25 protein-coding genes and 3 pseudogenes are annotated in these 26737 nt (G+C 38.0%); 23 read left to right on the top strand and 5 right to left on the bottom strand.

Annotated elements, in window-relative coordinates; all coding sequences use genetic code 11:
* Window position 1 precedes the first annotated feature (1 nt).
* The 3 genes from HS1_RS10680 (at window position 2) to HS1_RS10670 (ending at window position 4078) form a co-directional block, all read left to right on the top strand.
* Window positions 2-448, top strand: a complete 447-nt coding sequence (locus tag HS1_RS10680) for a hypothetical protein (protein WP_066065160.1) — start codon at window positions 2-4, stop codon at window positions 446-448.
* 218 nt (window positions 449-666) lie between these two features.
* The gene (locus HS1_RS10675) at window positions 667-2706 is read left to right on the top strand and encodes a sensor histidine kinase (protein WP_066065156.1); all 2040 of its coding nucleotides are present in this window, start codon (window positions 667-669) and stop codon (window positions 2704-2706) included.
* Window positions 2696-4078, top strand: a complete 1383-nt coding sequence (locus HS1_RS10670) for a sigma-54-dependent transcriptional regulator (protein ID WP_066065154.1) — start codon at window positions 2696-2698, stop codon at window positions 4076-4078. The genes HS1_RS10675 and HS1_RS10670 overlap by 11 nt, the downstream gene beginning before the upstream one ends.
* A 14-nt stretch (window positions 4079-4092) precedes the next feature.
* Here HS1_RS10670 and HS1_RS10665 read toward each other — a convergent pair whose 3' ends face one another.
* A complete protein-coding gene (locus HS1_RS10665; protein ID WP_066065152.1) occupies window positions 4093-4803 on the bottom strand; it encodes a DUF72 domain-containing protein in 711 nt (236 codons plus the stop codon).
* Window positions 4804-5062: 259 nt separating this feature from the next.
* On the opposite strand from HS1_RS10665, the gene HS1_RS13210 reads away from it, so the two are divergent.
* From HS1_RS13210 to HS1_RS13200, 16 genes and pseudogenes are all read left to right on the top strand, one after another.
* Window positions 5063-5224, top strand: a complete 162-nt coding sequence (locus HS1_RS13210; RefSeq protein WP_156469458.1) for a hypothetical protein — start codon at window positions 5063-5065, stop codon at window positions 5222-5224.
* A gap of 241 nt (window positions 5225-5465) precedes the next feature.
* On the top strand, window positions 5466-7115 hold the full coding sequence (locus HS1_RS10660) for a hypothetical protein (protein WP_066065149.1): 1650 nt from the start codon (window positions 5466-5468) through the stop codon (window positions 7113-7115).
* Between the two features lie 258 nt (window positions 7116-7373).
* A complete protein-coding gene (locus tag HS1_RS10655) occupies window positions 7374-7574 on the top strand; it encodes a hypothetical protein (protein ID WP_066065146.1) in 201 nt (66 codons plus the stop codon).
* Between the two features lie 552 nt (window positions 7575-8126).
* On the top strand, window positions 8127-8492 hold the full coding sequence (locus tag HS1_RS10645) for a hypothetical protein (RefSeq protein ID WP_066065140.1): 366 nt from the start codon (window positions 8127-8129) through the stop codon (window positions 8490-8492).
* A 374-nt stretch (window positions 8493-8866) separates the two neighbouring features.
* Complete coding sequence (secA, locus tag HS1_RS10640; protein WP_066065137.1) at window positions 8867-11392, top strand: preprotein translocase subunit SecA; 2526 nt, start codon at window positions 8867-8869, stop codon at window positions 11390-11392.
* Window positions 11331-12566 carry a bifunctional glutamate N-acetyltransferase/amino-acid acetyltransferase ArgJ gene (gene argJ / locus HS1_RS10635; protein WP_245669985.1) on the top strand — a complete coding sequence of 412 codons (1236 nt, stop codon included), beginning with the start codon at window positions 11331-11333 and terminating at the stop codon, window positions 12564-12566. Before secA ends, argJ begins: the two co-directional genes overlap by 62 nt.
* Before the next feature lie 68 nt (window positions 12567-12634).
* Window positions 12635-13426, top strand: a complete 792-nt coding sequence (gene rpsB, locus HS1_RS10630; protein ID WP_066065134.1) for a 30S ribosomal protein S2 — start codon at window positions 12635-12637, stop codon at window positions 13424-13426.
* Between the two features lie 9 nt (window positions 13427-13435).
* The gene (gene tsf, locus HS1_RS10625; protein WP_066065131.1) at window positions 13436-14068 is read left to right on the top strand and encodes a translation elongation factor Ts; all 633 of its coding nucleotides are present in this window, start codon (window positions 13436-13438) and stop codon (window positions 14066-14068) included.
* Window positions 14037-14747, top strand: coding sequence for a UMP kinase (pyrH, locus tag HS1_RS10620; protein ID WP_066065128.1), 711 nt, complete (start codon window positions 14037-14039; stop codon window positions 14745-14747). The genes tsf and pyrH overlap by 32 nt, the downstream gene beginning before the upstream one ends.
* 8 nt (window positions 14748-14755) lie before the next feature.
* Window positions 14756-15316 carry a ribosome recycling factor gene (gene frr, locus HS1_RS10615; RefSeq protein ID WP_066066592.1) on the top strand — a complete coding sequence of 187 codons (561 nt, stop codon included), beginning with the start codon at window positions 14756-14758 and terminating at the stop codon, window positions 15314-15316.
* Window positions 15317-15326: 10 nt separating this feature from the next.
* Window positions 15327-15776, top strand: a complete 450-nt coding sequence (locus HS1_RS10610; RefSeq protein WP_066065125.1) for a universal stress protein — start codon at window positions 15327-15329, stop codon at window positions 15774-15776.
* A 124-nt stretch (window positions 15777-15900) separates the two neighbouring features.
* Entirely contained in the window at window positions 15901-17634 is a 1734-nt protein-coding gene (locus HS1_RS10605; RefSeq protein ID WP_066065123.1) for a TIGR03960 family B12-binding radical SAM protein, read from the top strand.
* Window positions 17635-17707: 73 nt separating this feature from the next.
* Complete coding sequence (gene xerA, locus HS1_RS10600; RefSeq protein ID WP_082757802.1) at window positions 17708-18754, top strand: site-specific tyrosine recombinase/integron integrase; 1047 nt, start codon at window positions 17708-17710, stop codon at window positions 18752-18754.
* A gap of 74 nt (window positions 18755-18828) precedes the next feature.
* Window positions 18829-19782, top strand: a complete 954-nt coding sequence (locus tag HS1_RS10595; protein ID WP_066065117.1) for a hypothetical protein — start codon at window positions 18829-18831, stop codon at window positions 19780-19782.
* A gap of 354 nt (window positions 19783-20136) precedes the next feature.
* A complete protein-coding gene (locus HS1_RS13695) occupies window positions 20137-20280 on the top strand; it encodes a phage integrase N-terminal SAM-like domain-containing protein (protein ID WP_245669981.1) in 144 nt (47 codons plus the stop codon).
* Between the two features lie 39 nt (window positions 20281-20319).
* Window positions 20320-20660: pseudogene (locus HS1_RS13200) on the top strand (transposase); the annotation flags it as partial.
* 259 nt (window positions 20661-20919) lie between these two features.
* Here HS1_RS13200 and HS1_RS13465 read toward each other — a convergent pair.
* A complete protein-coding gene (locus HS1_RS13465; RefSeq protein ID WP_172793683.1) occupies window positions 20920-21096 on the bottom strand; it encodes a hypothetical protein in 177 nt (58 codons plus the stop codon).
* A 298-nt stretch (window positions 21097-21394) separates the two neighbouring features.
* Between HS1_RS13465 and HS1_RS14075 the strand changes: the two are divergent.
* The 4 genes and pseudogenes from HS1_RS14075 to HS1_RS13790 all read left to right on the top strand — a co-directional run.
* A pseudogene (locus tag HS1_RS14075) lies at window positions 21395-22032 on the top strand (IS110 family transposase); the annotation flags it as partial.
* 19 nt (window positions 22033-22051) lie between these two features.
* A pseudogene (locus tag HS1_RS14070) lies at window positions 22052-22284 on the top strand (hypothetical protein); the annotation flags it as partial.
* A 1-nt stretch (window position 22285) separates the two neighbouring features.
* On the top strand, window positions 22286-22600 hold a 315-nt coding region (locus HS1_RS13690; RefSeq protein WP_245669979.1), incomplete at its 5' end, for a transposase.
* Between the two features lie 472 nt (window positions 22601-23072).
* A complete protein-coding gene (locus tag HS1_RS13790; protein ID WP_066065112.1) occupies window positions 23073-23414 on the top strand; it encodes a ComEA family DNA-binding protein in 342 nt (113 codons plus the stop codon).
* A gap of 21 nt (window positions 23415-23435) precedes the next feature.
* Here the strand turns inward: HS1_RS13790 and guaB are convergent, their stop codons facing one another.
* The 3 genes from guaB to folE2 are packed head-to-tail and all read right to left on the bottom strand — an operon-like array spanning window position 23436 to window position 26680.
* On the bottom strand, window positions 23436-24929 hold the full coding sequence (guaB, locus tag HS1_RS10575; protein ID WP_066065109.1) for an IMP dehydrogenase: 1494 nt from the start codon (window positions 24927-24929) through the stop codon (window positions 23436-23438).
* A gap of 14 nt (window positions 24930-24943) precedes the next feature.
* On the bottom strand, window positions 24944-25900 hold the full coding sequence (locus HS1_RS10570) for a Ppx/GppA phosphatase family protein (protein WP_066065108.1): 957 nt from the start codon (window positions 25898-25900) through the stop codon (window positions 24944-24946).
* On the bottom strand, window positions 25901-26680 hold the full coding sequence (gene folE2 / locus HS1_RS10565) for a GTP cyclohydrolase FolE2 (protein ID WP_066065105.1): 780 nt from the start codon (window positions 26678-26680) through the stop codon (window positions 25901-25903). It lies immediately after the preceding gene.
* Window positions 26681-26737 lie beyond the last annotated feature (57 nt).

Below are 26737 nucleotides of genomic sequence, written 5' to 3'. Positions count from 1 at the left end.
AATGGAACAAAGACCTAAACCACCAATATCAGGTGTTATTTATGGGGAATTTGCATTTTGGTTTGCCATTATAGGAATGGTAATTGGGACTATAGGTGCAATATGGTATCTACTAGGAGGTCCTCATGTTATGGACCCACAAGTCTTTCTTTCACACCTCTTGCAGGGAGACACTGCTGAGGAAATTTGGCAGGCTACTACAGGCCACCCCATAACTTATGGACACTGGTACCTCCACAAGATATCTTTCAGTGATGCGTTTGCCCTTTTGGGTGTAGGGATATGTTGCTTGGCAGCCGTAGTTGGAATGTGGGGGGCATTTATAGGTATGCTCTTTTCTGCTGAGGAAAAGGCAAGAAGGATGTATACCCTTTATTTATTTCTTATATTAATAATGGCAATAATATTAACATTATCGGCAATAGGCGTGATTTCCTTACATCATTAGGCAGCATTTAAAATATTTTCCTATAAAACCCTGCAGCAAGTTGCGGGGTTTTATAGTCTAGGAAAATTAAAAAATTTTTTTAATGAAAGAAGATAATTACCTTTCTATCCCAAATAGCCCTCATCCTGTTGACAGGATTAGTTGATTGGCATACCATAAATTTGACATGGAGGTCTAAATACTACAAATTAGACCCTTCAATTAGCTAGTATCAATTTATGAAACAATATATCAAATGGGATATTTCTTCTCACAAATTTCTTTTAGGTGTTGGAAGCGGCGTTATCATTTTACTTCTTTGTGCCCTTAATTTAGGCATCCATTCGGCCCAAGATTTGAAAGAAATTATAGCGCAACAATTTAACCATCAACAGCTTATCCTTGCCCGCCAAGCTTCACAAGAGATTGAAAATAGTTTTAATGCCCTTATAGAAGAATTACTTATCCTGAAATATTCGCAAAGAGAGCCTTCTCCTGATTTACTGCAAATGATTTTCCAACGGGCACACAGGCTTGGTGCAAGGGGTCTATTGGTCTTAAATCAAGATAAAAAAGTCATTTATAAAATAGGTGAACCCACACTTACTAAATTAACACCCCTTGACCCAAACAACCTTGCTGTTCATCTCTCCAAGTCTTGGGTTTATATCTCTGAACCATTGAGAAAAAAAATCATAGTCCTTTTTATAGATCCTTACCTATTAGTGCAAAGACATGTGGCTAGAATCCGCTCAGGGAAAACAGGCTATGCCTGGGTCATAGATGAAAATGGCTATTTTATTTATCACCCTATCAAGAGCTTTATTGGTCAAAATGCCTTTAAGGTAAGGCAGGAAAAGGCCCCTGATTTTTACTTTAAAAAGATAAACAAAATCCAGCGCCAGGAAATGTTACAGGGCAAAGAGGGAATAGGAGAATATATTTCTCTCTGGCACAGAGATGTGAAAGGTTATGTCAAAAAATTTGTAGCCTATACACCTATTCACATTCCCTATACCTCACACATCTGGTCAGTAGCAGTATGTGTGCCAGAGAAAGAGGTAAATGCAGTTATTCATTATCTCTATTTAAAACAATTTTTCATCCAGGGCAGTCTAATCCTTGCCCTTATCGGATTGGGTATATTTGCCCTTTCCTTGGAAAGAGGGTTTAGAGAGACTTTGAGGCAAGAGGTGGAGAGGAAGACCGAAGTCTTAAAGAAATCTGAGGAAAAATATCGGCTTTTAATAGAAAGTGCCGATGATTTGATTTTGACTTTGGATATGTTTGGCAATATCATCTCTTTTAATCAAGCCACTGCCTCATTTTTCAAAAAGAAGCCCGCCTTGCTTCATGGTCAACCTTTTAATGTAATTATGCAATGGCCTCCAAATACAATAATAGATTGTTTAAATCAGCTTTATACTACTAAACAGAGTATTGTGAAAGAACATATTGTAAAAATAAATGGTAAACCGCATTGGTTAAATACAAAGTTAATGCCTCTGTATTTGGGGGAGGAGATAAAGGAGATCCTTTGTATTGCCCGTGATATTACTAAAGAAAAGCTTGTCCAAGAACAACTAAGTAATGCTGAAAAAATGGCTTCTTTAGGTACACTGGCAGCAGGTGTTGCTCATGAGATTAATAATCCCTTGGGCATCATTATTGGATTTGGCGAGTTGCTTTTAGAAAATACCCCGAGAGAAACTCAGGCATATCAGGATATAAAATTGATCCTCAAACATGCCTTACACTGCAAGTCAATAGTGCAAAATTTGCTTAATTTCGCTCGTCCCACTGAAGATTTAAGTAAGGCAATAGACATTAACGAAGCAATTAAAGAAGTTATTAATGTTGTCAGACATACACTAGAAATAAATAATATCCAAATGAAAATAGAATTTGCTTCTTCTCTACCTCTAGTCCAGGGAGATAAAAAACAACTCCAACAGGTATTTTTAAACTTAATTATCAATGCTATGGATGCCATGCCAGATGGAGGGGAATTATCCATCACCACCCGATTGGACGAACAGCAAGCTATAGAAGTTCTATTTCAGGATACAGGTTGTGGCATTAAAGAAGAAGATTTAGGCAAGATTTTTGACCCCTTTTTTACTACCAAGCCTGAAGGAAGAGGGACTGGCTTGGGGTTGTCTATTAGCTATAGTATTATCAGTAAGCATAATGGGCGAATTCGCTGTGAAAGCGAAGAAAACAAGGGGGCTACCTTCATCATTGACTTGCCACCCATAGGAGGACAATATGCCAGGTAAAATATTGGCTGTAGATGACGAAGTAGATATGTTAAGGCTTTTAGAAAGGATTATCAAAACAAAAACAGAATATAATGTTGTAACTACATCCCATCCTGAAGAGGTAGTCAAGCTCATTAAAAAGGAATATTTTGATTTAGTCTTACTTGACCTGAGAATGCCTGGCTTAAATGGGATGGAACTTTTAAAACAAATCAAGGCTATTGAACCTGACATTGGTGTGATTATTATAACCGCCTATGGCACAATTGAATCAGCGGTGGAGGCTATGAAGATAGGGGCCTATGATTTTGTTACCAAACCCTTTCGCCAAGAACAACTCCTGCTTACCATCCACCGGGCCATGGAAGTTCAAAAATTAAAAAGAGAAAACAAGATATTAAAGGCAGAGTTAAACCGAGAAAAAGACGCTGACTTTATTATCGGTAAAAGTTCTTATATGCAATCTGTTTATAGGTATATTTTGCAAGTAGCAAAAACAACGGCCCCTGTGATCATTACCGGAGAAACAGGCACAGGTAAAGAGCTGGTGGCGCGGTCTATTCATAAACACAGTCTACGCAAAGGTCTTTTTGTGGCTATAAACTGTAGTGCTGTTCCTGAAACACTGATCGAAAGTGAATTATTTGGCCATGTTAAGGGGTCTTTTTCTGGAGCAATCCAGGATAAAAAGGGCCTAGTAGAAGAAGCTAACGAGGGGACACTTTTTCTTGACGAAATAGGTGATTTAAGTAAACTTGTCCAAACAAAGTTGCTCCGTTTTTTACAGGAAGGAGAGTTTCGACTATTAGGAAGCACTAAGATAAAAAAGGTAAATGTCAGGGTGATAGCTGCTAGTAACAAAGACCTGGAAGAATTAGTTAAACAAGGCAAATTCAGGGAAGACCTTTTTTATCGACTTAATGTTATTCGCATCCATCTTCCTCCTTTACGAGAAAGAAGGGAAGTAATTCCCATTCTATCTCATCATTTTCTGGAAAAGTATGCTACGCTTAATAACAAACACATTCGAGGATTTTCAAAGGCTGCTATGAAAAATTTAGTTGCCAGGGACTGGCCTGGCAATATTCGGGAGTTAGAAAATATAATTGAACGCGCTGTGATTCTTTGCCAAGGTGAATACATAGAGTTAACAGATATTGAGCCTTTAGCTACATTGAAGTCTCAGCCTTCTTTTAATGAAATCTTATCCCTCCCATTTAAAAAAGCCAAAAAACAAGTTTTGCTGGATTTTTATCATAGATATCTAAATCATATCCTAGCTCAATCCGGCGGTAACGTTTCACAAGCTGCCCAAAGGTGTGGCATAAAAAGGCAGTATTTTTACCGTTTACTGAAACTTGCTGAGATTAACCACAAAATCCCGGATTGATTTTCAAGGCTGAGTTATTCCAATTCTTTTAACATTTCTTTAAGTCTTAAAGCGTTTTTATACATCTCAGAATTGTTGAACATGATGTAACCAGAGGAGCCGGCTATGTTTAAGAGTTCCCTTAGTTCTCCATCTGAATAACAATATTTATAATTCCTTAAATTACCATGCATTCTAAAATAGATAAAATCTCCCCAAACCGGTGGACCATATAAAAATGGGTCAACAGCGTGGACAAGGTTTAATTTTTGGCAAATAGATTTAATGATTTCTGGTTTCCATTCTTTTCCTCGTGGTTCCCAGATAAAGATGCCTTTATCCTTATAGTAGCTAAAAAAGCACTTCATTGCATTTATGTTTTCAGCAGTAGGCTTAAAAGAAGCAGGTGTTTGAAAGACAAACTTTTTGGCCTTAAGTATAGCAGCTCTATCAAAAAATGTTTCCATTATCTGTTCTATAACAGTATTTAATTTAAAACCACCACAGTATTTTCTCTTTTCTTGAGGTAAGTCTGCCCGCCGATAGGTAGGACTATTAGGAAAATGAGTAATGTACTGAGGAGCCTTAAGCACAAACTCAAAATATATTGGTGCCTTTTTACGCCAATTTTCAACCTGTTTTACCCCCAGGGTGCGATAGAAACTCTGTTGAATTTCAATAGTAGAGAATTGTTTAAAATATCTTTCTTGGGCCACCGGGAAACCACAACAGCCAATTTTGAGCATTTAGTCTTTTTATTCCTATCAAGAATTTTTTATTGAAAATTCTACATACTGCACCACTTGTCAAGATAGCAAGTTACCTTATTCACCATCTGGCCAAAAAACCTATTGGCATTGAAAAAGGGAAAATATCCAATTTAAAAATTTTTTTGACAGGCAAAAAGAACTTCAGTAAAAAAATGAAATGTATGATAGAATAAGATGGAAAATAATTTAGGCTAACTATAGTTACATTAAATTATTAAACCAAGAGAAAGGAGTGATGAAAGTTAAAATACCAGTAGCATTATTATTGGCAATATGCTTCACTTCAATAGTATTTGCTAAATGTCCTTATGATGGTTTGTGGTACATGCCATCTCCTTCATGGGAACTTGAAGATGTTTATTATAATGGGAAAAGGCAGGGCTGGATCCCCATTTGACATTTGAAGAAGGAAAGGGACAATCTTTACCTGTTGACTAATCCAATTATGACATATTTTTCAACATACATGGTTATCCTCAGAATTGGTTGAAGTACAAGGTACCAAAATTCTGTTTGACAAAAGTAGCTTCACTCATTTATATTTATTATAAATAATAAATAGAGGATAAGCAGGTCTAACAAAACATTACAGCGGATACTTAAAAGCGGTGCCGAATTTTGGCGTTAGGGGGAATAAAGTGAGACGGTATAGATGTATTATAATCTCACTCATATTCCTTGGGCTGTTAGAGTGGGGGAATACTGCTTTTCCCCAAAATCCCATCTGTGACATTAAAATAAATGGTTCAGATAAGCCAGTTACACTGCATCAGTCAGACACTTTAACAATTACTATAGTCTTAGATAATAATCAACAAACAGATAATGCTGATTGGTGGTTAGCAGCAGAAACCCCATTTGGTCTTTACTTTTTTACCTTTGAGGGATGGACAACCGAATGGAAACCAGGGTATCAGGGCCCACTTTTTCACTTAGATTCATATGAGGTATTAAATACTCCTCTTTCAGGACTTCCAGCAGGCACATATACCATTTACTTTGGTGTTGATACTGTTATGGATGGGAATGTTACTTGGAATAGCCTTTATTATAAAGAGGTTGTGTTTAATATAGAAACAACACAGGGGCCAATCAAAGTCCTCTTTGCCGTCCACGTTGAACCCTTTCTACCTGAGTTTGGATTCGATTACGGTGCCAGGCGGGAAGAGATGTATTGGTTGAGAGATCTAGCCTTGACTCACGGGGCTAAATTGACAGTTGCTTCCAACGGTGAATTTATGGAATTTGTTGAAGACTTTGGTGATCAAGAGCTTGTCCAATCTTATCTCGATGCTGGATTCAACTGGGGGACGCATATCCATCCCCTCTGGAGGGAGGGACGACACGATTGGATTCTTGAGTCTCCTGACACCTCGGAGGACCTCGTTAGAAGGATTTGGCAAGATAACGTTAATGCTGTCAACTCCGTCATCGGCACAGAAAATAACTACGGTGTGGCCCCCTATCAGTGCGCTCAGCCTCTTCTAGCCAAGATGATGAGGGAATATGGATTTACCATCCAGACGGCGCTTACAGAACCAGCAGGGATAATGGCTTGGGAAAACCTGGGTCACTATCCGTGGAATCCTTTTCGTCCCTCTGCTGAAACAGGGAAATTTCTCAAGGAAGACTTAAAACAAACCCAATACATTTTAATTCCACACTATCCCCAACTGGAACCTAACCCAGGACCATCAGGACCTAGATCACTGGGGACTAACCAGAAGAATTTCCTAATGGAATATATAGAATGGCTTCACTGGCAGAGGAATGGTCTTCCCACCAAGGTGTGGGTCTTTGGAATCGCCACCCATGACTGTTATAACAACCCAAACAGAGATGACATCGAGACAATGCTTGAGTGGCTTGATGAGAACTTTATAGGCAAGACAACACCAACTGGGGAGATAATTGCTGAATACGCTACAGCCACAGAAATTGCCAAAGAGTTTTACCAATGGGAAACAGAACATCCCCACGAAAGCTCATTTAGTTGGGAAGAAGGACAACCCTATCCCTATACCTATTCTGACATGCCCAACCTTCTGAGAGAAGCAGAATATGATACAGTTATTGATCTAGAGAATACCTTAGCATGCTACAGGTTTACGAGAGAGAATGCTTCGCCAATATACGTGCTGTGGTCTTGGGTAGGCGAGCAGGTCATCGACTTTTCTTCTCAAATCCCGGATCAAGTCCGAGTGTATGATGGTAAGGGTAATGAATATATTTCTGCTTCTGGCACTTTAAAGGTAACTGAAGAGCCAATATTCGTAGAAGCGAATTAATGGAATATTTGACAAAAGGAAATAGTCATAGGCAGAGTAATCACACCGACGTCCTTACATCGTACTACTCAGCTTGGTCATTGTGGATAACAAACTAAGTTGAATCTATCACTAGGAGGTGAATTATTATGTATATTTGTAATCTTAGAATTATACGTTGGTCGCGAAAGTGTATCTTCCTGATTTTGCTAGGGTTGATAGGAATTGCTCTTTCGGGCTGTAAGGAGAGGGAACTTGGGGTGTACTCTCTTTGTAGGTATGAAGATTTTTGGAAATACAGTGTCTATGTGGATCCCAGTTATGACTAGCGGTTCAGGTGCACCTTATGCAGACGCTGATGAATCGAGAAGATATCGAAACGAAGAAGTGAATATACTAACCGTACTTCCGATTCCTGGTGATGATCTAAAAGGATGGGATGAATTTGATTTGGTTTTTTCTATGGCCACAACAATATGATTGTTCCACCGCATCCCCATGAAATGTTTGGCTATTATACCTATGATGGCATGACGTGGACACATCATAGTGGCTACTTAGATAAGATAAGGATGGGGGCATACGACACCATACTGCTATTATACATTCCCTCTTTGTGTCACAATGGGTAATATATACCCTGGTTCCGTGATTTACTTATATTACAAGTATACCTCATGTCTTCTTGGCGGGTTGTACCACTATGGCCAAGGCACTGGGTACCATTGGCGTTTGCACTGGGATGATCCAGTAGAATATACTATATACAGGCAATTGGGAACCAAGGATCTTGAGTGGCTCATCCTTCATGGCTGTCAAGCAGTAATAACAGCGAACGAAGACGGAACATACAATCCTATGGGTTTGCAATGTTTTCACTGGACACAGGGTAAAAAAATGTGTGTTCAGATTGATTCCGAAGAGGGAAGTCATGCAATTCTAAGAAAATATTTAAAACAAAAGTCTCACATAACACTATGTTGGTGCTGACTCGCTTCACTGCCAGCTCAGCTTTTTAGGCGAAGAAATGTGATGAACCGTAAAGGTGAAAAAATTGGATGGATTGGTGGATGGCTTGGAGGATTTATCTGGTTAATTCTACTATCTGCTGTTTGGATAGTTCAAGGTAAAATTAGCAATGGAATGATGGGAATAATTTTATTTATATTTGCGGTCAGTTTAATCTTTATGCTTGCTCCCTGGAAACACCCAAATACAAAATATTGGAAGCTAATGTTGCCAATTTACTCATTATTTTTTATTTCTGTTGCATTGGCTATATATCTCTATGATGAGCTGAAAAATGTTGGCTTAACTTGGATGTCTTTGCTTTGGATAATTCCTTGTCTTATACCTCTCGTAACTATTGGTAATCGGAAATGGAATATTGACGGCTAACAAAGTGCTTCACCTGACTGCTAAACTGCTGCCTGTCCGCCTCTGGCGGGGCGCTCCATGCCTACAGGTTAGTTCAATCGCTAGTGTGCTAAACAAAGTTTAGCGTTTCTTGTTGGGTGAAAGTCGCTACTGAGTGAGGTTTAACATTGGGTGACTAACCGTCCTACCATAATGGCTTCCCAAATATAACACATATCTAGAAGCCATCTATCTCTAAATAATTACATAATAATCACCCATAAAAATCAAGAAAAATTCCGGGTTATTAGAGTATCACCGGGCTGGACTATTCCTTGACTGTGGATTTTTTGGGTTCTACCTCACCTTGCCAGAAGGCGTCTTTTAAGTTATTCTTAAAAACAGGAGGTTTATAGATGTTAGCTCGCATATTGACAAAATTGGTAGGCACAAAAAATGAACGAGAGCTAAATCACCTGGGGGAAATCGTAGATAGAATCAACCAGCTAGAACCCCGAGTATCCAAGTTAAGTGATATCCAACTGCGTGCCAAAACAGCCGAGTTTAAGCAACAGATTGCAAATGGCGCCAAGTTGGATGATTTATTGCCTGAGGCCTTTGCGGTGGCTAGAGAAGCTGCCATACGGGTATTAGGACAACGTCCATTCGATGTCCAGGTAATTGGAGGACTGGTTTTACATGAAGGTAAGATTGCAGAAATGAAGACTGGTGAAGGTAAAACCCTGGCTGCCACTATGCCTGCTTATTTAAATGCCTTATTAGGACGGGGGGTGCATATAGTCACGGTAAATGATTATTTAGCTAAGCGTGATAGTGAGTGGATGGGTGGAATTTATCGGTTTTTAGGCTTGGAAGTAGGAGTGATCTTACATGAAATGGATGACCCGGCCAGAAAAAAGGCCTATGCAGCCGATATTACTTATGGCACCAACAATGAATTTGGGTTTGATTATTTACGAGATAATATGAAATTTTCCTTAGAGGATATTGTTCAACGAGATTATTATTACGCCATTGTAGATGAGGTAGATAGCATTCTCATTGATGAGGCCCGAACACCACTGATTATTTCTGGTCCTGCTGAACAAAGCACTGCTCTTTTTTATCAAATTAACCGTCTTATTCCTCATTTAAAAAAGGAAATAGATTTTACTATTGACGAAAAATCAAGGGCAGTGCCTCTAACCGAAGCCGGTGTGGCCAAAATGGAAAAACTATTAAGGATAGACAACCTTTATGACCCCAGGTATATTGAAGTTTTGCATGTAATTTATCAGTGTTTAAAGGCACATTACCTGTTTAAAAAAGACCGAGATTATATTGTCAAAGATGGAAAGGTGGTTATTGTAGATGAATTCACCGGTCGCCTGATGCCAGGACGTCGTTATAGTGAAGGATTACACCAAGCCCTAGAAGCTAAAGAAGGAGTGAGAGTTCAAAGTGAATACCAAACCCTGGCAACTATCACCTTCCAGAATTATTTCCGTATGTATGAAAAGCTGGCAGGAATGACCGGCACAGCAGAAACAGAAGCCACAGAATTTAAGGAGATTTATAATCTGGATGTAGTAGTAATTCCTACTCACAAAGAAATGATTCGTGTTGACCATCCTGATGTAATCTATCGCACAGAGAGGGAAAAATTCAAAGCAGTAGTAAGAGAGATAAAGGAATTATATAAACAAGGAAGACCTGTACTGGTAGGCACGGTTTCTATTGAAAAATCAGAGCTTTTAAGCCATATGCTTAAAAAAGAGGGAATTCCCCATGCAGTCCTTAACGCCAAACACCACGCTAAGGAGGCTGAAATCGTAGCTTATGCAGGAGAGAAGCAAAAGGTTACCATTGCTACCAATATGGCGGGACGAGGCACTGACATTGTCTTAGGTGAAGGGGTAGCAGAACTAGGTGGTTTACATATTATTGGCACCGAAAGGCATGAAAGTAGGCGTATAGACAACCAGTTAAGAGGTAGGAGTGGAAGACAGGGAGACCCTGGTTCTTCGCGGTTTTATCTTTCTTTAGAAGATGACTTATTACGCCTTTTTGGAGGAGAGCGTCTTTCTGGACTTATGAATAAACTGGGTATGAAAGAGGGAGAACCTATTGAACACAAATGGGTTTCTAAGGCCATTGAGAATGCTCAACAAAAGGTGGAGGCCCAAAACTTTGAAATTAGAAAACAATTGCTGGAATATGATGATGTCTTCAATGAACAAAGAAAAATCATCTATAAACAGCGACGTGAGGCCATAGAGGGAAATTTAAGAGAAACTATTTTAGGAATGATTGAAGATACAGTAAATAACCTTGTATCAAACTTTTGTTCTAAAGATACCCACCCTGAAGATTGGGATTTGGAAGGACTAAAAAAACAAATTGAACAGGTATTTCGCACTAAATTAGACTGGAATGAGTTAGAATTAGATGCCCTTACACTGGAAAAGCTGATTAAATTTATCACAGAATCATTACAAAAAGTATATGCCCAAAAAGAACAGTCATTTGGTCCAGAAAATATGCGTTTTTTAGAAAGATATATTGTATTACAAGTAGTGGATTCCCTGTGGCGAGACCACTTAGTAGCAATGGACCATTTAAGAGAAGGAATTGGTCTGAGGGGTTATGGACAAAGAAACCCATTACAGGAATATAAAAAAGAAGGGTTCATGATGTTTAGTGAGCTAATTGAACGGATTAAAGAAGCAACTGTAACCAATCTATTTAGGGTGGAAATTAAGACCGAGGAGGAATTGGCTGCTTTAAGACCTGAAGAACCAGAAGCTATGCATCTAAGTCATGGGGAAGGAGAAACAAAAAGACAGCCTATCAGACGTAAGAAGAAAAAGATCGGGCGGAATGAACCATGCCCTTGTGGGAGTGGGAAAAAATATAAACATTGTTGTGGAAGAAATGCCTGATATTTCTGTTCCTGGTTTTTTGGTAAATACCACTTCAGCAGGTATCAAAGTCCCTGATAGAAAGGATATGGCGGTAATTTATAGTGATAAACCAGCAGTAGTAGCAGGTGTTTTTACCCAAAATCAAATTCAAGCAGCTCCAGTAAAATTGACTAAACATCGGGTTAAGTCAGGCGTAGCCCAGGCCATTTTAATTAATAGTGGGAATGCTAACGCTTGCACTGGAAGACAAGGAGAGAAAGACGCTCAAGAGATGGCTTATTTATTAGCAAAAGGGCTGGAAATTCCTGAACAACTGGTGTTAGTGTGTTCTACAGGTGTCATCGGTCAACCATTACCTATGGGAAAGATCAAGACTGGAATTAAGACCTTGATCAGTGATTTGCACACTACTGGTTGGGAAGAAGCTGCCCAGGCCATTATGACTACAGATACTTTTCCTAAATTGGTTTATAAAAAAGGGGAAATAGATGGAGTTCCTTTTTCTCTATTAGGTATAGCTAAAGGAGCAGGCATGATCATGCCTAATATGGCCACCATGCTTGCTTTTTTTATCACTGATTTGGCCATTTCTCCGGCTATTTTACAACCCTTATTCAAAAAAATTATTGCCCAAACCTTCAATCGCATTTTAGTAGATGGGGATACCAGTACTAATGACACTGCCTTAATTTTGGCTAATGGGTATGCTCAAAATTCGGTTTTACACTCAGTCCATCCTATTTTTAAGGAATGTTTATTTGAGGTAGCAACAGAATTAGCAAAACTGATCGTGAAAGATGGTGAAGGCGCATCTAAATTTATTTCTATCAAAGTAGTAGGGGCAAAATCCGTGAAAGATGCTGAAAAGGTAGCCTCTACTATTGCTGGTTCTTTATTGGTAAAAACTGCTCTATATGGTGGAGACCCAAATTGGGGAAGGATTATGGCTGCCATTGGCCGGAGTGGAATTAATATTAAACCAGAAAAAATAGACATTTTTTTCGGTGAGATTTGTTTGGTAAAAAATGGACTAGGAAAAAACCAAAAGATGGAAAAAGAGGTAAAAAAATATTTGAAGAACAAAGAACTGCTTCTTACCATAAACTTGAATTCAGGGGGAGAAAGTGTTATGTGGTACACTTGTGACCTTACCCCAGAATATATAAAAATTAATGCACAATATAGGACATAATCACTTGTCAAACTCTATGTAATGTGATATCTCTCTGTGCATAATTTACTTTGAAAAAGGAGGATTTTATGGCTTATGTGACCATGAAGGAATTATTAGAAGCAGGTGTTCATTTTGGACATCAAACCAGACGCTGGAATCCAAAAATGAAACCTTATATTTTTGGGGCACGTAATGGAATCTATATAATTGATTTGCAAAAAACGGTCCAATTATTCAAAATTGCCTATGATTTTGTGGTAGAACAGGTAGCTCGGGGAAAAAAGGTATTGTTTGTAGGTACTAAACGCCAAGCTAAAGAGGTAGTGGAAGAAGAAGCTAAAAGATGTGGGATGTTTTATGTAACTAACAGATGGTTAGGTGGGACTCTTACTAATTTTCAAACTATCAAAAAAAGTATTGATAAATTAAAAAGTTTAGAAACTATGGTTCAAGATGAAACCATTCAAAATTTGACCAAAAAAGAAGCCTTACAAATTCAGCGCAAGATTGAAAAAATGAATAAAAACCTTGGTGGTATAAAAGATATGGAAGAATTGCCCGGGGTGGTTTATATTGTTGACCCTAATAAAGAGAGAATTGCTACCCATGAAGCCAGAAAGTTGAATATTCCTATTGTAGCTATTGTAGATACCAATTGTGACCCTGATGAAATAGATTATGTTATACCTGGAAATGACGATGCTATCCGGGCAATCCGTTTGCTAACAGAACGTATTGCCGATGCATGTATTGAAGGCAAAGACCAATATGAAAAGGAAATAGCCACTATGCAAGAAATGGAAGAGACAAAAATGGAAACCGAAGTTGCAGCATCTGGGGATATTTCAACTTCTCAAGAACAACCTACTATCGAATAGGAGAGTATAATGACAATTACTACTGCTCAAATTAAAGAACTAAGAGAAAGGACCGGGGCGGGCATAATGGATTGTAAGAAGGCCCTGGAAAAGGCACAAGGAAACTTAGAAAAGGCCATTGATGAATTACGGAAAAAGGGCTTAGCCAAGGCTAAAAAAAGGGCAGGACGGACAGCCAAAGAAGGTCTGGTGCATGCCTATATTCATGCTGGAGGCAAAATTGGGGTGCTGGTGGAAGTAAATTGTGAAACTGATTTTGTAGCCCGAACAGAGGCATTTCAAAATTTTGTGAAAGAAATTGCCATGCAAATTGCGGCTACTAACCCTTTGGTAGTAAACAAGGAAGAATTATCTCCAAAAATAATCGAAAGAGAGAAAGAAATTTACCATCAACAGGCCATTGCCTCTGGTAAACCAGAAAAGATAATAGATAGAATTGTAGAAGGCAAATTGCAGAAGTTTTTTGAAGAAGCTTGTTTAATAGAGCAGCCCTATATACGTGACCCATCCATAAAAATTAAGGATTTACTCAATGAATTAGTGGCTAAGACCGGGGAAAAAATCGTGGTGAGACGATTTGTTCGTTTTCAATTGGGAGAAAAATTACCAGATGAAACCCAAGTATCAGAGAGTGATGCTTAAAATAAGTGGTGAGGCCCTGTTAGGCTATCAAGATTTTGGAATTAGTGCTGAGGTTTTAAAAAGAGTATCTCAAGAGATATCCAAGGTGGCTAAGACTGGAATTCAAATAGCTATCGTAATTGGTGGTGGAAATATCTTTCGGGGAAGAGAAGCCAAGAAATTGGGTATAGACCAAGCAACAGGTGATTATATGGGAATGTTAGCTACTTTAATAAATGCCTTAGCCTTACAGGTAGCTCTTGAAAATCAAGGATTAGAAGTTAGAGTAATGTCTGCTATTAATATGATAGCTATTGCTGAACCCTATATCCGAAGAAGGGCAATAAGACACTTAGAAAAAGGGCGGATAGTCATATTTGCAGCCGGCACAGGGAATCCTTACTTCACTACAGATATGGCTTCAGCCCTAAGGGCGGCAGAGATTGAAGCAGAGGTAATCCTTAAAGCAACTAAAGTAGATGGGGTATATGAAAAGGACCCATTGCAAGATAAAGACGCTAAAAAATATGACCATCTTTCTTATATTGAAGTTTTACAAAAACAGCTTAGAATAATGGATGCAGCTGCTGTCTCTTTATGTATGGATAATAAAATTCCCATTATAGTGTTTAATATGGTAACTCCTGGGAATATTAAAAAGGCAATTTGGGGAGAATCGGTAGGGACCAAGATTTCCTAAGGGAGAAAATCATGTTAGAGGAAATCTATAAAGATACCAAAACAAAAATGAAAAAAACTATTCAAGTTCTAGAGCATGATTTGGGGAAAATTCGCACAGGACGGGCATCTGCTTCCTTAGTAGAAGAGATTATGATAGATTACTATGGAACATCCACACCCCTTAACCAGTTGGCCTCCATTTCTATCCCAGAAAGCCGCCTTATTACTATTCAACCCTGGGACCCTTCTGTATTAGGGAATATAGAAAAGGCCATTCTCAAATCAGACCTGGGATTAACACCTACCAATGATGGTAAAATAATTCGTATTTCCATTCCTGCCTTAACGGAAGAGCGAAGGAAGGAACTGGTGAAAAGGATCCATAAAATAGGAGAAGAGGCCAGGGTGGCTATAAGACAGATTCGCAGAGATGCTAATGAGAAATTGAAAAAAATGAAGAAAAATAAAGAGATTAGTGAAGACCAGTTTCACCGAGGGCAAGAAGAAGTGCAAAAAATTACAGACCAATTTATCCAAAAAGTGGATGAAATTTTAAGAAAGAAAGAACAGGAAATTATGAAATTTTAGAGGAAGACTTATGAATATCAAAAGTATACTGGTTCCCACAGATTTTTCTGGTTGTTCAGGAAGTGCTTTAAAATTTGCTTTATTTTTAACTGAAAAATTTAAGGCAGAAGTAATTGTGCTTCACGTAATCAATAGAAGCCATATAGCCAGTATTTTACGTATTTCTTCATCCTCTCATGAAGAGATAAAAAAACAAATATGGGCAAAGCATGAGGAGGAGCTAAATCACTTCTTAGCCCAAAATGCAAAAGGAAAGAAAATAAAATCCATTATCTGTGAAGGAATTCCCTTTCAGGAAATTGCAAAAAAAGCTAAAGAACTAGCGGTAGATTTAATCGTTATGGGTGGCTATGGTCGGATGGGTCAGGAAGACCTGGAACGTATTTTCTTTGGAAGTACAGCAGAAAAAGTAATAAGGCTTCTTCCCTGCCCTGTTCTTTGTGTGCCTGAATCTATTTAAAGTCTTTTTAGCTCATTATTCCCTACTTAAAAACAATTGACGCTACTGAACAATCCCTTAACTAGATAATAACCACGGAATCTGCTATAATTCCCCAAAAATAGAAATATTGTGAGGTGGTTCTATAGTTTCTTATGCATTAAAGAAGTTTTACCAAGACCGATTAGCTAGGGAAAAAGGCACTTCATATAAAGACTGGGGCGGAAAACTCAAAATTGCTCTAGTTTACCCTAATACTTATTTTATCGGCATGTCAAATCTGGGATTTCAATCGGTTTATGGAATCTTAAACCGTTTTCCAGAAGTGGTTTGTGAACGGGCATTTTTACCGGACTTTGAAGAACAAGCATTGCTTAAAAAACACAACTCTCCTTTGGTTTCCTATGAATCCCAAAGACCACTTAAGGATTTTGATTTATTAGCCTTTTCTATCTCTTTTGAAAATGACTATCTAAATGTATTAAAAATCCTTTCCTTGGCTCACATACCACTTTTTAAGAGAGAACGTTCGAAAAATCATCCTTTAGTGGCAGCCGGGGGAATAGCTACCTGGCTTAACCCTGAACCTTTAGCAGATTATATAGATTTTTTCTTAATTGGTGAAGGAGAATCCTTTATAGAAGAATTTATCCAAGCCTATCTTTACTTATGGGAAGAAAAAAAAGAGTTCTTTTTGGAACACTTATCTCAAAAAGTGGCAGGCATTTATGTCCCTTCTGGTTATCAGGTTATTTATAATGAAGATGGCACTATAAAAAGTTTTATCCCCAAAAAGAACCTTCCCTTTCCTATTAAAAAAAGGCAGGTTCAGGACTTAAGTCTTTCTTCTGCCCATACCCAAGTTTTCACTCCTGATACTGAATTTTCATCTATGTTTTTAATAGAAATAGAACGCGGTTGTCCCCATGGGTGTCGGTTTTGCGGAGCTGGCTATGTTTATCGCCCACCCAGGATGCGTCCTTTAAAAGAAATTTGCCAAATAATTCAACAAAAACTGGAATTCACCTCTAAAATTGGACTTGTTGGGGCAGCGGTCAATGATTATCCTCAGTTGTTTCCTTTAATAAAATTCATTTTAAATCAAAGTGGGTCCTTTTTCCTTTCTTCTTTACGGGCAGATAAAATCTCTTCTAATTTACTGGAAGCTATGAAACAGTGTCACCATAAGACCATTACTATTGCCCCTGAAACAGGCTCACAAAGATTAAGAACGGTGATTAATAAAAATCTTAATGAACAGCAAATCCTTCAAACGGCTAGTTTAATTGCTCAATTTGGATTCAGGACTTTAAAACTTTATTTCATTATTGGTCTTCCTACCGAGACTCAAGAAGATTTAGAAGAGATAGTTATTCTCATAAAAAAAATAAAAAAAAACATGCTTAATGTCCAAAAAGGGCGTTTCTGTCCTCATATTCATTTGAGTGTAGCCAGTTTTGTGCCTAAGCCATTTACCCCTTTCCAATGGCATCCTATGGAAACCATAGAAAACTTGAAGAAAAAAATCCGCTGGCTCAAATCAGCCTTTAAAAGAGAAAGAGGGGTGACTATTGCCTTTGACCTCCCTAAATGGGCTTATACTCAAGCCTTGCTAAGTCGCGGAGACAGACGAGTAGGAAAAATCCTTTTCCTGGCTCTTGACAAAGGTTGGCAACAGGCTTTTAAAACAAGTCCTATAAATCCTGATTTTTTTGTTCTTAGACAACGAGAAAAAAAAGAGGTTTTACCTTGGGAAATCATTTCTCATGGTCTGGATAAGGAGTTCCTTTATATGGAATATAAACAAGCATTACAAGCCAAACCTTCTCCTCCATGCCCTATGAGAAACTGCAATTGGTGTGGGGTGTGTAGGGAATAAACCCAAAATCCGCGATTGGTCTGATAAAGAAAATTATTTACAAATTTTAATGAGCATGATAACTGTTTAAATAATGAAGCAGTCAATAAAAATCAGCAGAGACACATCAGGCAGGATAATTGTGGACTTTGCCTATGATCCTACTCGTGTGGTAAAGGTCAAGACCATCCAGGGTTACAAATGGCATCCAAAAGAAAAACACTGGAGTTTCCCATATTCAGATGGGGTTATCGATAGAATTCTATCCATCTTTAAAGGCGAAAAAATCGAGCTTGATCCTACCCTGCAAGTTACCAAAAAGAGTCTGAAAACAGAAATCAATTTTGAAGACTTGAGGAGAGAGTTCACCTTCAGGAAATACAGCCCCAAGACGATAAAAGCCTACATTCATTATAATCGGGATTTCTTGCAAAAATCAAAGAAGCCTCCTCAACAGGTCACCAATGATGATATTAAGGATTATTTATTTCATCTAGCAGAAGAAAGGGGAGTATCTACCTCGACCTTGAATGGAGCTATCAATGCCTTGAAGTTCTACTATGGGACAGTCCTTGAGAAGAAATTTATTTATGAGGTGAAAAGGCCTCGGAAGGATAAAAAACTGCCTATTATCCTGAATAAAGAAGAAGTTCCTAAAATCCTTTCCGCCCTCTCCAATATCAAGCATAAAGCGATCTTGATGCTTATATATTCAGGAGGTCTAAGGGTGAGTGAGGTAGTAAAGCTTAGACCTGAAGATATAGACAGTAAAAGGAGATTAGTTTTCATAAAGGGAGCAAAAGGAAGAAAGGACCGATATAGCTTAGTTTCTGAGGCTGCTCTGGAAACCCTAAGAGAATATTGGAAAAAGTTTGAACCTTCCTCTAAGTGGTTATTTCCGGGTAATAGGTCAAATCAACACCTCCATTCTAGAAGTGTCCAGAAGATTTTTACCAATGCCTGCAAGAAAGCAGGAATAACAAAGGAGGTCTCGGTTCACTCTTTGAGGCACAGCTTTGCTACGCATCTATTGGAAAGCGGAGTCGATCTCCGATGTATCCAGGAAATTCTGGGTCACAAAAGCAGTGGGAGGTATATACGAACTAGTTCACATATACCTCCAATTTGGATGTATATCTGAACCAGTTCAGAAATAAACAAGTTATACGCCATTGCGGGCGGCACAAACTTAAGAAAAACATGAGGTGAAGAGGCATGGAAGAAAGATATACTGACGTATACCAAAGAATATTAAGAGCGATTGGTATTGATAGCAAAAGGTTAGACAGATCTTCTTACAAATTACAAAACGGCAAAATAGTAATGTTTAGATATTCAAAACCTTACAAACGTGGTGACTTATTAGATTACTGGTTTGGTCTACCAAAGGAAAAATTAAAGAAATACTCACCTGAGAGCTTTTTTGTGTTATTTATATGTGGATCAGATGACCAAGTCTTAGCTATACCTGCTTCATATTTATCAGAACTACTAAGAGATGTAAGTACTGCCATAGACAATCATTGGAAGCTTCATATTTTCAAGCGTGAGAATATTTTTGAAATTTCGGTTACTGGAAAACCAAATGAAGATGTATCAAAGTACCTTAAAAAATATGAGTTGTTAGTGGAAGGTATAAAAGAGCCTATCCCAGATAAAGCTGGAAAAGACAAAATAACAGTCTCAGAAACCCCAGTATCAATATCTATAGAAGATGAAATAATGAATCTTGATGGTGTGCAAGGAAATACTTTACATGACAAAATAGTAGATATGGTCCGACAAATCGGAGAATGGATGGGATATAAATCAATACGCAATTATCGGGTTCGTCCTGATGCACCTTATTATATAGATGTAGCGTGGTTATTAAACGATGCCATACATATCGCAATAGAAGTCCAAATTGGAGGGAACCCTACGGAGGCAAAAGATCGTTTAATCTTTGCAAAACGTTTCGGAGCTAGGAAATGTATAATTATTTCTAATTCTGAGAGCGTAGAAAGGATAAAAAGTCTCTTTCGTTACGAGACAGAAATTAAACACTGGACTGAGATTTGGGGATTGGAAAGAATTTATAATATGTTTGTAGATGGGAGGAATTTCTTTGAAAACTTCAATGAATTTAATAAGCATCAATATCGGGATGATATTGTTGAGATTGTGTGATTTAATAATAGTGCCGCCCGCAACTCTCCGCTTCGCTTACGCTCACTTCGGTGCTACTGCACTCGGAAACAGGTGGATATGTGGCTTCGCCTTCGGCTACGCCCAAATTTGCTACGCTTACGCTCCGCAAACTTCACATATCCCCAAAACGAACGTTGAACTAAACCGCTACGCGGTGGATACCTTCTTTCAATCCTTTCAGTAAAAGCCTATCCTCATATTTCTATAACATCACAAAATAACCCCTTTAATCATGCTTTGCTAAATGAGCCCCCACGTAATAGAATCTCCTTTTATAATACCGCTTACATAAAGGCGGTAAATAATCAATTTCAAAGAAAAGGAGGTTCTGAGATGGGAAAGTTGAGAGAACAGATGAAGGCAGACCTTGAACTGACAGGGTTTAGCCCCAAGACACAAAAGATTTACCTTGGTCAGGTAAGGAGTTTTGCACTTTACTTTAAAAAATCGCCTGAGCAGTTAGGTGAGAGAGATTAAGGAGTATCTATTTTATCTCATCAAGGAGAGAAAAGCATGGTCCTTGAGTATCTCGGTAGATATACCCACAGGATTGCAATTGGTAATCACCGTATCCTAAAGATAGAGGATGGTAAAGTTTCCTTTCTAGGAGAGATTATGCTGATGGTAACAGGAATAAAATAATGACCCTTGATGCCTTTGAGTTCATCCGCAGATTTTTGCTTCATGTATTGCCTGATAGGTTTGTAAAAATCAGATATTATGGTCTTTTGGGTAATAGAAATCGCAAAGCCATGCTGAGTAAATGTCGCAAATTTCTAGGAGTTATTACTGTTAAGGTAACTAATAGAGATGTATCTGAAACATGGCAGGAATTCTATTTCATCATGGTCAGTTAATTATTTGTACTGGACAACCAAATCTATACCCTATATAATCGTAAAAAGATAGAAAATTGCTTTATTGAAACTCCATAGGAGATGCGTAGCAGCTTCGTTCAATTAACCGTTAGCCTCTGTAAAAAGTCAAAAAGTCTAATTAAGGGTCGCAAAAAGTGGGAGAAAGAGTAAAATACTGATAAAAAGTGGCTTAGTAAACAATAGTGGGAAGGTAAAATTTTAAAAATACTTATCACACAATCTGACGTTTAAATATGGTCTAAAAAATCCAAATGGCTTGATTTGACATTTGAGCTTTGTCATTTTTAAGATTTGGTATTTTTCTAATGTCCATCATCTTGTATTCACGAAGTCGCCGAAGGCGATTTCCCGAAGGGCAAGATAGCCTTACGGCAATTGCAAAATGAAGATTGCAAAGTGCAAATTGCAAAGTCATTTTCCCCCTCCTTTCGCAGTTGTAGTGGAATTGGGTTCTATAATTAAAAGTGAGAGTAAAAAATAGGGAATGAAATTAAGAAGCCTTCTTTATGTGATATAAATGATAAATGGCTAGGGGAACATTTGTGGCTAACGGGGTCAGTCAATAATGTTGAATTATTGTGACTCGGTTTGAATTGCCGGATGTTCTCCTGCCAATACCCTGTCTAATGGAAAGGTGCCTTTAAGTGGCTATTATAGACGGGATAAAGGTATTGGCAGAGCCATAAAATATCAAACATAAAGGAGGGTGAGGCGTGAAAAGGTTATCTGGAGGAATCGATATTGGCAGTGATAATCATCACATAATTATCATGGATGATGAAGAACAGATTTTGTATGACCAGAAGATAGCACACAAATTCAGTGAATTTTATAAGGCAGTTAGAGAATTTAGAGAGATTGAGAAAAGAGAAGGTGGGATAATATCATTTGCAATTGAAGGAAAGAATGGATACGGAGCACCATTTGATCGGATACTTATAGAGAGCGGATTCACCTTATACAATGTAGATAATTTAAAATTAAAACAATTTCGGAATGTATTTGGGGCAGAATGGCGTAACGATAAAAGGGACGCAAAAATGTTAGCAAAAATGCTGAAATTAAGAGATTATTTAGACGCTGAAAATGAAAAGGCATTCATTGCGGTAGAGAAGGCAACAAAAATCAATGAAAAGTTAAAGATTCTGTCTCGGCATCAACAAACCCTGATAGATGAGAAGATAAGGTTGCAAAACAGGCTTCGAAAAAGGCTATTAGAAGTATGTCCTGAGATATTAGAGATTGGTGATACAGACAGCAAGAAGATGTTGAGGCTTCTGGTAAGGTATCCTGATTTTTCGAGATATAAGAGACTTACTATGGGAGCTTTACTTAAAATAAAGATGATTGGNAAAAAACAGGCCTCTTTAATGTTAGAAAGTCTTCGCAACACAAAATACGTCGAAGAACTGGCAGATATATACAAAACGATTATATCATCTCATTCTCGGCGTATTTTAGAACTAAAAGAGGAGATTGAGATGTTGGATAAGAAGCTGGAAAAGCTAGGAGAAAAGAGTTCTGAGGTCAAGCGTTTAAAAAGTATCTCAGGAGTAGGAACAAAGCTTTCAAGCAGATTGGTCGGAGAAATTGGAGATATCAANAGATTTAAAAACGAGAGGCAACTTGCGATCTATTGTGGTGTAGCCTGTATAGATGATGAGTCTGGTAAACACAAAAGGACAAGAGTTGTATATAAGGCTAATAAGATATGTAAAGCAACTATGATTGAAATTGCGGGCTGCACAATTCGGTATGTTTCAGAATCCGCTACTTACTATGCTAAAAAACGGACTGAAGGGAAAGAGCATAACCATGCCTTGCGCTGCCTTGCTAGACAATTGATAAAAGTTATTTTTAAGATGTTAAAAGAAGATCGAGACTATATCTTAAAGGAGGAAATGGAGAAGGCTGCTTAAAAAATATTTCCATTTTTTACTTGACTTTTTAAATGGAAAGTTCAAACCTACAAAATACAGTTAAGAAAATAGAAAACGGAAAACAGAAATTCCCAGTTCCCAATTTCCAATTCCCATTTCCCAGTTCCAACGTGTTAACTTGCAAACTTTCTAACTTGCAACTTTGTAAACGTGCATAAAGAAGGAAAGGGAAACGGGAAACAGAAAATAGAAATTCCCAATTCCCATTTCCCAATTCCAACGTGCCAACGTTCTAACGTGCTAACGTGCTAACGTTCCAATTTAACAGAAGGCGATTTTGCATCTTTCAATTTGCATTCTGCATTCTGCATTGAGCCATTGCGCTTAACATTTGGATCTCCGTTGAAATTACTTTGACGAAGTCCTAGGTGTGAAATAAATTGTCCTTGCCAGATATTTTGTTAAATGTTATGGGTAACATTCAGGCAGGGTGGGAAGTAAGGAGGACAGAATGAGGAAAACAAAGCAGATTTTTATCATGATTCTTGTTTTAGGATTTATCTTATTTCCGATATTAATTCTAGCTGAACAAAGGCATGGTATGAACCTCACAGAAGTAGGGGAAAAAGCAAGCAAGGTAATTGCTGAACAAAAAATCAATATTAATACGGCTACAGTGGAACAATTCCAAAATCTACCTGGCATTGGTTCTAGCATTGCCCAAGAAATTATAAACTATCGCCATGAGCATGGGCCTTTTCAAAAAGTTGAGGATATTATGCAAGTTAAGGGCATAGGGGAGAAGAAATTTGAAAAAATAAAAGATTTAATCACGGTAGGAGAAGCAAAATAACAGTTTTTTCTGCCCTGCCTATTATCTCTCCCTTTCCAATTGATAATTTGGCGCCTCTTTTACAATGATTACATCGTGAACATGACTCTCTCTTAATCCTGCCAAAGTAATTTTAATAAATCTAGCATTAGTCTGAAGTTCCTCAATATTTCGGCAACCAAGATAACCCATGCCTGCCCGTAATCCTCCTATTAATTGATAAACAATACCGGCTAACGGACCCCGATAAGGCACACGGCCCTCAATGCCTTCTGGAACAAATTTCTCAGTAATTTCTCTTCCTTCAAAAGGATATTTGGCCTTGATTTCTAAATTTTGCATATATCTATCGCTTAAACCTTCTTTCAATGCCCCAATAGAACCCATGCCCCGATATAATTTGTATGTACGGCCTTGATAAAGAATAGTCTCACCAGGACTTTCTTCGGTCCCAGCAAACAAACTCCCGATCATGACCGCATTTGCTCCCGCGGCAATGGCCTTGGTAATATCTCCAGAAAATTTAACACCTCCATCAGCAACTATAGGGACATTATGCCTCCTCCCTGCATTACTGGCCTTCATTATGGCCGTAATTTGAGGAACTCCCACTCCAGCTATAACCCTGGTGGTGCAAATAGAACCAGGCCCTACTCCTACTTTGATGGCATCAGCTCCTGCTTTAATTAAGGCCTCTGCTCCTTCCTCGGTAGCAATATTACCTGCAATTACTTCTACTTGAGGGAAATTAGTTTTGATACTTCGTAAGACATCTAAAACCCGTTTGCTATGACCATGGGCTACATCAATAACAATAACATCTACATGAGCATTAATTAAGGTTTGGAGGCGAGCTTCCCAATCTGCTCCAACTCCAATAGCCGCTCCTACCCTTAATCGCCCCAATTCATCCTTACAAGCATTGGGATATTTTTTTAGTTTCATAATATCTTTTATAGTAATCAAACCACAAAGATTTCCTTTTTCATCTACTACTAGCAACTTTTCAATTCTATGTTCATGTAAAATTTCCTTGGCCTTTTCCAAAGAAATACCAGGAGAAACAGTAATTAAATTTTCTCGGGTCATTACTTCTGCTACTGATCTTTCTAAGTTTGTTTCAAACCGCAAATCTCTATTGGTCACAATTCCTACCAATTTTTTCCCTTTGACTACAGGCACACCTGAAATACGATATTCTTGCATAAGCTGTAAAACATCAGCAATCTTTTGCTCTGGCTCTACAGTAACAGGTTCTATAATCATGCCACTCTCTGACTTCTTTACCTTTTCTACTTCTAATGCTTGTCTTTCAATGGGCATATTCCGATGAATAACACCCAATCCTCCTTCCCTGGCCATGCTAATAGCAGTGCGGGCCTCAGTTACTGTATCCATAGCTGCGCTGAGAATAGGAATATTTAAACGAATATTTGGAGTGAGCTGAACAGAGACATCCACATCTTTGGGTAAAACTTGTGAATAACTAGGAACCAATAAAACATCATCAAATGTCAAACCTTCTGGTATTTCCATAAAAACCCCCTTCCTTATATTAAAAATTTATATTTCTTCCCTTCGTTTTTAAAAAGATAATCTACTAATACCCCTTCTAACAATCCCCCTTCACTTACTATCATTCTATCTTGATGGAATAACTCTAAAAGACAAAGAGCAATAATACTACCACCTAAGATAATTTCTTCTCGGCCTGGTTCAAGACCAGGAAGGGTAAGACGCTGTTGAGCATTCATAGAACAGAGAGTTGAAAAAATGGTCTCTATGGAGTTTTTTGTTAAAATATGGCCATTTATCAAATGTGGTTGATAAACTGTCATTTTTAAGTCTAAAGCCGCCAAAGTAGAAATACTACCCGCAGTGCCAACTAAAAAAACGGGGCTGGGGAAATTGCTTGCCTGAATAACCTCCTTGGCCTTACAAAACGCCTCTTTTATCTCCTGATTTAGAGGTGGATCATGTTTTAAAAAAGATTGAGTTAAATGGGTTGCACCTAAAGCTAGACTTACTGCCTTCCTTTTTTTATTTTCCCAAATTAATTCAGTGCTTCCTCCACCAATATCCGCAATTAAAGTAGATTTTTGGGGTATTTCTAAGGTAGATAATACCCCTTTGGTAGTAAGTTCTGCCTCAAATTCTCCACTTATTACCTTTATTTGAATACCTGTTTTCTTTTTTATCAATTCTATGATTTCTTCACGATTTTTGGCCTCACGTAAAACCGCTGTAGCTACTGCCTGATAATTTTTTACTTTATGTGTCTTCATATCTTGGGCATACTGGCTTAAGGTATCAACTAAGCTATTTATACCTTCATCAGAAAGCTGACCTGCCTCGCCGCCAGGCGGGCCTGAATTAAAATAAAACCCTAGTTTAGTAATTACTCGTTTTTTTAAAACTGGTTCAAGCCTATCATTCCGCGGAACAGCAATTAATAGTCTGGTGGTATGAGTGCCTACATCTATAGAAGCAAAACAAGGTTTCATCATCTATTTTTTTCTTTCAATATAAGCATAGGCGCTATGGTTGTGGATGGATTCAAAATTTTCTGCCTCTACTGCAAACCAAGTAATATTATCATCTGACAGAAGTTTTTTAGCAATCTCCCGCACCACATCTTCTACAAACTTTGGATTTTGATAGGCCTTTTCAGTAACATATTTTTCATCCACTCGCTTTAAAAGCGAGTAAACTTCAGAAGAACCTGCTTGTTCAACTAATTTGATAATATCTTCTAACCAGATGAATTTTCTAAATCGCAATCTTAAATTAACAATACCTCTTTGATTGTGAGCTCCAAATTCACTGATTTCTTTGGAGCAAGGACATAATGTGCAAATAGGCACTCTAACTTTTAACTCCAGCTCAATTTTGTCCCGCAAATTACCTATAAAAGTGCAGAGATATTCCATAAGTCCCTTGGTTTTAGAAACAGGAGCCTTTTTTTCCATAAAATAAGGAAATTCTATTTCTAAATGGGCAGAAACCGCATTTAATCGTTCCTTCATCTTATGTAAGATTTCTTTCATGCTTTTGAAACTTATGAGCTCACCTTGATATTCATTCAAAATTTCCACAAATCGGCTCATGTGTGTGCCTTTGAATCGGTGGGGGAGACCAACATACATATTGATATAAGCTACTGTTTTTTGAGTTCCGTTTTCCCGGTCTAAAACAGTAATAGGATAACGGATGTCTTTTATTCCCACCTTATCCACTTCTATTTGACGATAATCAGGTAAACTTTGAACATCAATCATAATTGACATTGGCCTTTTTACAACATAAATCAATTAGTGTCAAAGAGAAATATTGGGAATTGGGGT

It is taken from the genome of Candidatus Desulfofervidus auxilii, assembly GCF_001577525.1.
Classification (GTDB): Bacteria; Desulfobacterota; Desulfofervidia; order Desulfofervidales; family Desulfofervidaceae; genus Desulfofervidus; species Desulfofervidus auxilii.
Note: the sequence above shows the minus strand (reverse complement) of the source record. Positions and strands in the feature narration are given on the sequence as shown.